General features: G+C 37.5%; 4 protein-coding genes. 3 read left to right on the top strand and 1 reads right to left on the bottom strand.

Annotated features, from left to right (window positions below):
- Positions 1-319: 319 nt before the first annotated feature.
- From F607_RS31465 to F607_RS0123690, 3 genes are all read left to right on the top strand, one after another.
- Complete coding sequence (locus F607_RS31465) at positions 320-1,672, top strand: tetratricopeptide repeat protein (protein WP_157365583.1); 1,353 nt, start codon at positions 320-322, stop codon at positions 1,670-1,672.
- A 449-nt stretch (positions 1,673-2,121) separates the two neighbouring features.
- Complete coding sequence (locus F607_RS0123695) at positions 2,122-3,951, top strand: ABC transporter ATP-binding protein (RefSeq protein WP_027710050.1); 1,830 nt, start codon at positions 2,122-2,124, stop codon at positions 3,949-3,951.
- Between the two features lie 298 nt (positions 3,952-4,249).
- A complete protein-coding gene (locus tag F607_RS0123690; protein WP_027710049.1) occupies positions 4,250-6,010 on the top strand; it encodes a hypothetical protein in 1,761 nt (586 codons plus the stop codon).
- A 312-nt stretch (positions 6,011-6,322) separates the two neighbouring features.
- On the opposite strand, the gene F607_RS0123680 is transcribed toward F607_RS0123690, so the two are convergent.
- Positions 6,323-6,558 (bottom strand): transposase (locus F607_RS0123680; RefSeq protein ID WP_027710047.1); only part of this gene is annotated, 236 nt, incomplete at its 5' end.

Below are 6,558 nucleotides of genomic sequence, written 5' to 3'. Positions count from 1 at the left end.
GGCTATACCAACGGCTAAAACGTTTTTCACTCATATCACTGTAACGGTTCATATTTCTATAGGTTGCCTTGCCTTGAAATACGATTAATGTCGTCAACAATGCGGCTATAAATGTGCGTTGAGGTTTATTAACGTTGGACATTGAGCGTAAAACCGTTTTTACTATGCTTTCCAAAGATAGATTCCTGTGACAATACGACGTTGATAACCGCATTCTCGCAGTTTCTATCTTTGGTACAACCTACGACTCTCAGCCAAAAAGTGTCCACAGTATTGTTATAAAAAGTGCTAATATTAAGTTCAATAAAAAGGAGTTATTATGCAGTTAACACCTTATTGCTCACTTTCATGGCTATTTATATTCCCTATGTTTGTTTCATTACTACTGGTTGCTGAACCAAAGCTACGTGAAGGAATAAATGCGTATAATCAAGACAATTATGAGTATGCATTACCAATTATTAGGTATTGGGCTGATAAAGGTGATGCTGAAGGGCAATTTTATCTAGCGTTAATGTATGACTATGGAAGTGGCATTGTTGAAGATGACGAGAAAGCTATTAAGTGGTATCAAGCTGCGGCAGAACAAGGTCATGTCCGAGCACAATATAATCTTGGTGTAATGTATGATACGGGGGAAGGTGTATCCAAAAGTTTTAAAGACGCGGTAAAGTGGTATCAACTGGCAGCAAAACAAGGTGATATTAAAGCTCAATATAACTTGGGTGTTATGTATGAGCGTGGTGAGGGAGTTCCTAGAAATCCAATTCAGGCTCAAGAGTGGTACTTATTAGCAGCAAAGAAAGGAGATATGGATGCCCAGTATAATTTAGGTGTTATGTATGATAAAGGAAATGGGATTCCTAAAAATTATACTGAAGCGATTAAATGGTACCGTTTAGCGGCAGAACAGGGAGAAATCAAAGCACAGTATAATTTGGGGGTAATATATGATGAAGGTAAGGGTATATCTGAAGATAATAAAGAAGCGATCAAATGGTATAAGCTAGCTGCAGAGCAAGGCAGCGTCAGTGCCCAATATAACCTGGGAATCATGTATGATCAGGGAGAGGGGGTTGCAGAAAATAATGTGGAAGCGATTAAATGGTACCGACTGGCTGCGGAGCAAGGAAATATCAGTGCCCAATATAATTTGGGACTGATGTATGATGAAGGTGAAGGGGTACCTGAAGATAATGTTGAGGCTATAAAATGGTATCGACTAGCAAGTGAACAAGGAGATATCGATGCCCAATTTAACCTGGCAATAATGTATGATGATAGTGAAGGCGTACCTGAAGACAATTTAGAAGCAATAAAACTGTATAAATTAGCTGCGAATCAAGGAGACTATAGAGCGCAGTTTAATCTCGGTATTATGTATGAAGAGGGTGAAGGTACTAAAAAAAATAATGAGGAAGCAGCAAAATGGTATTTATTATCGGCTAAGCAAGGCTATAGTGAAGCACAGTTTATGATTGGCAAAATGTACAATCAAGGTAATGGTGTTCCCAAGGATAAGATTATTGCTAAAATGTGGATGAATATTGCCAGTTCACAGGGAATGAAATATGCGAAGATGTCTAAATTAATTATGGAAATAAAATTTTCTTCTGAAGAACTCGCTAAAGCGAAAGAGCTTACTAATCGTTGTCTTAAAAGCAATTATTAAAATTGTGCTAATTAAAAATATACCCTTCGGGAATCAATTTTATACATGTTATCCATAGCGTGTACCTTCGCAGGTCAGGTAAGCTCTACTCATGCATTCCTAACACCTGAGTAGGTTTTTTGGGGGTACCTTACAGAGCATCTAGATCCGCGCTTTTAACCACCAAGGATATGAGAATGTATTGCTAGTGTTAACAGATTAGACTAGACCAGCAAAACTCATTTGCTGTGGGCATAGAAAAAATAAAATTAAATTAAAAAATAATGCGTTGAGTATATAAATAATCGTTCTTCTTGATGTCGATTTCTTGCTATAGCATAATAAGTGACTGCTTGCCCCTAATTGCTTCATTGTCCAATAAAATTAAAGGCAGGATATACGTTTGTGGTTGTGTATGATTATGCTTGTTGATCCACTTGGCCGTGGATTTGTGCTTTCAAGGAAACAAAATGCTTGCTTACTTTGAACGGTTAATAAAACCATTTCCTAAAAGTGAACCTGAGCAGCCTCCTAATACGCTGCTTAAGTTTTGTCTACATTATACTCGGGGAATGTGGGTACCCATTTCATTAGTTTCAATTTTTACAGCGATAGCTGCCATTGCTGAAGCATCAATGTTTGGTGTGATGGGGGCTTTAGTTGACTGGTTAGAACAAAGTGATCCGAAAACCTTTTTTGTTGAAGAAAAAGGTAACCTTATTTTACTCACGATTGTTCTGTTAGTAGCTATTCCCGGTGTTGTGTTAATCCGTTCAGTCTTAGTGCATCAAACATTACTGGGCAATTACCCGATGGCGATTCGTTGGCTTGCACATCGTTATTTGCTCAAGCAAAGCCTATCATTTTACCAGAATGATTTTGCTGGGCGGATTGCCACAAAGGTTATGCAAACTGCGTTATCTGTTCGTGAAACAGTAATGAAGCTGGTTGATGTAATGGTATATATAACCATTTATTTTGTGACAATGGTATTACTCATTGGTCAAGCAGATGAACGATTGATGATACCTCTACTTGTGTGGCTTTGTGCTTATATTGGTATTCAGTGGTATTTTATTCCTCGCTTACGTCGTGTATCTACACAACAGGCTGATGCCCGTTCTATTATGACGGGGCGTATTGTTGATAGTTACACTAATATTCAAACAGTAAAACTCTTTGCTTACACGCAACGTGAAGCTGACTATGCCCATGATAGTATGGACTTATTTTTAACCACCGTGCATAAACAAATGCGACTTGTGACGGGATTTAATGTTTGTTTGGAGTGGATTAATTACACATTAGTATTTACTGTTGGTGCATTATCTCTTTATTTATGGTCAATAAATGAAATTACTATTGGAGCTATTGCAGTTGCCATCGCTTTAGCGCTTCGCTTGAATGGTATGAGTCACTGGATCATGTGGGAAGTAGGAGCTTTATTTGAGAATATCGGGACTGTGATGGATGGTATGGAAACATTGAGCCAGCCCTGTACCGTTCTGGATCATAAACAGGCGACACCGTTAAAAGTAACGCAAGGTGCTATAGACTATGCCAATGTCAGCTTTCACTATGGTAAAAAAAGTGGAGTGCTTGAAAATCTTAATTTAACGATTAAACCTGGTGAGAAAGTTGGCTTAGTAGGACGTTCCGGAGCAGGTAAGTCAACACTTGTTAATTTGTTATTACGTTTTTACGATGTTGAGCAAGGTGAGATTCTCATTGATAAACAAAATATCGTTAACGTTACTCAGGAATCTTTGCGTGCGCAAATTGGTATGGTGACACAAGATACCATGTTGCTGCATAGGTCTATACGAGAAAATATTCTATATGGCCGTCCAGATGCCACAGAGCAAGAGTTAATAGCTGCGTGTAAGAAAGCAGAAGCTTATGATTTTATTCAAGAGTTGACAGATCCTAAAGGAAATAAAGGGTTTGATGCCGAAGTTGGGGAGAGAGGCGTTAAACTATCAGGCGGACAACGTCAACGTATTGCGATTGCCCGTGTACTCTTAAAAGATGCCCCTATTTTGGTATTGGATGAAGCCACTTCTGCACTTGACTCAGAGGTGGAAGCTGCAATTCAAGATAATTTGTATAAGCTTATGCAAGGAAAAACGGTTATCGCGATTGCTCACCGTCTTTCTACAATTGCTGCAATGGATCGCTTGATTGTTATGGATTCAGGTAGGATTGTGGAACAAGGAACACATCGGGAGTTGGTGTCTGCTGGAGGCATTTATGCTCAACTATGGGCACATCAAACGGGGGGTTTTTTAGGTGAAAACTAAATAGCAATGCCTTTTCTAAGTGATAGACCACCTTGTTGCATTCACGCAAAGGTGGTCATTACTAGTAAATATATTTTTGCTAGTTATTGTACTATATTATTCGTATAAATATCTATCTTAGATGACCTTAGAGTATATGCTTTTATATATGTATTAGGTGATTTTTTAAAAAATGATATTATATTCTTGTCTTAAATATTAAGGTTGTTTTAGTTTAGCGTGTGGATGATATATTTGTAGTGTAAAATTTTTTACAAATATAACCTTATAATAAGTATGAAATTTTCTAAGGGAGCTTATGAAATTAAATAAAAAATCATCTCGTATTGTATCTTTGCTAACGCTACTCTCTGCCACAACGTTAAGTTCTGCTTCAGTTTATACTCATCAACTTGGTCCCAATACGGGGGTAAGTGCTTCCTCGTCATCGACTGCTTTTTTAGGCGCAGCTTTTGCTACAGATAGGAATAAAATATGGCCATCGACTTGTTTAAGAGGGACTTCGATTGTAGATAGTCCTGGAAACACAAGTCAGATTATTAGTCTGAACTCAGAATATAATCATCAAAAACTTGAAGAAAATATAGATATTAGTGTTAATGGTAAAGCTAATCTCTTTGATCTTATGAAACTGGGTTCAGAACAGTCTTTTAAACGAGCGGTATCAGAAACAGAAACTTCTTATACACTATTATTGACCTATAGATATGATGCGCCTGTAGTACGTTACCAACTCGCTGATATCGGTAGTAGATTGACAGAGTTTGGTCAGAAAGCGTTAGCGAATGGTGCTGATTCATTTTATCGTTTATGTGGTGATTCATTTATTAGCCAGTTTGAACGCGGTGGAAGGCTATTTGTTGGAATAAAACTTGATTTTGCCAACAAAAGTATTAAAGAGGTCTTTAAATCAAGCACAAACTTTAAGTTTGCCGATTTGGCAAGTGTTAAAGCTGCGCTAAATGGAACTCGTAATAAGTTTTCCAGTCTAGTTAATATTTACCTTACTGCTTATCAAATTGGTGGTGATCAGTTAGCTCTGGGCAATATTTTGGGTGTGGTATCGGGTGATAATATTAAAGCTTGCTACTCATCAACTTCAAGTAACTATCAATGTGGCACTATTATTGACAGTTTAAGTAAGTATGTAAGAAATGATGGACCACTTCTTAAGTCATGGCAGCGCCATCCTGCAGTTACGGGTATTATTACAACCCACTATAGAGATGTGATTGAAGGAAATCCTCAGTATACTTCTGAATTGACCAAAAATATCATCAACTCTCGTTCTTTGCTGTATAAAGCATTTAAAGACCAACAAAAACTGATGTCTCGGATTGAAACAGTACTCAGCACGTCATATTCTCCACTTTTACAAGCCAGGTGGAATAAGTTAGAAGATGATTATCTCGCAGCCAAATCGGTGGTTACATCAAATATCGAAGCATTAGAGTATGCAATGTCTGTTTGTTACTCAGCGCTTGATAGTTGTAATAGTAGTAGAATTAATACACTTGCTAATTTAGGCAATGTAAGACTTCCTGTGGACCCATATAGTCTTATTGATGTGGGTAAAATAAGTGTAGGTAAGGGAGGTGGTGAGCAATATTGTCGTGCTCCTGAATTATCTATCATTGTTGGGGTTGGAGCTCGAGTTAAAAATGATAACATAAAAAGCATCAAAATAGGTTATAGAAAATTATTAAATGATGGTAGCTTGGGCTCTGTTCAATATAAACAGTGTGGAAGTGGCTCTGAGAAGTTTGTTGAAGCACCTGCTGGTCATGTATTGACTGGATTTGAATTTCGTGTCAGACGAGATGATGTAGCAGCAATAAATGTTTTATCAAAAAAATGGGATCGTTCCAAAAGAAAACTAACTGGAAAAATTGTTTCTACAAGAAGTGGATCTGGATCTGAGTTGTCTTTAGATTTAAGTACTGATCAGGTTAATAATACATTTTATAATACAGATCATGTTGTATTGACTGGACTTAGTCTTCGAGCATCATCAGATGATGCATCAGGCATTACAGGTACTGTTGGTTGGATTTATTGATAAATAAAAACCACGTCCTATGGGCGTGGTTACCGTCAGCAAAGGACTATGCCTCAAGAAGAGTCTGGCCTTACCATTGTATTTAAGGAAGTCAATTACTGTTTGGTTCGTCGCTTTATAACTGTTTGTTCTGCTTCATGAATAATATCTGCTAGCTCTCCAGAAGCTTTTAATTTTTGTAACATATCATCTACTAATGGAACAAGGTGTTGATTTTTTTTATGTAGGTAATGGTATAGTGGCTGCTTCGCTAATGCTTTTTCAAGTGGAATGATATTGACCCTGTAAATATTTCTGTGTATCCGCCCAGTTTTAAATATAGGGTCTAAGTCGATCCTCAAACTCAATCATAAATCGATTTAACGCCGCTTTCCAATTTCGAATCGGCATTGTCCACTTTTTTGATGCATCTTGAATCGCTAAGAAAATAACTTTTCTTGCCGCATCATCCGTTGGAAACAGTTTACGCTTTTTAATCGCTTTTCGAATGACACTGTTGAGTGACTCAATCGCATTCGTCGTATAAATCGCTCTTCGAATGTCATCAG

The sequence above is a fragment of the Zooshikella ganghwensis DSM 15267 genome (assembly GCF_000428585.1).
GTDB classification, from domain to species: Bacteria; Pseudomonadota; Gammaproteobacteria; order Pseudomonadales; family Zooshikellaceae; genus Zooshikella; species Zooshikella ganghwensis.
This window is presented reverse-complemented; position numbering and strand designations above follow the sequence as displayed.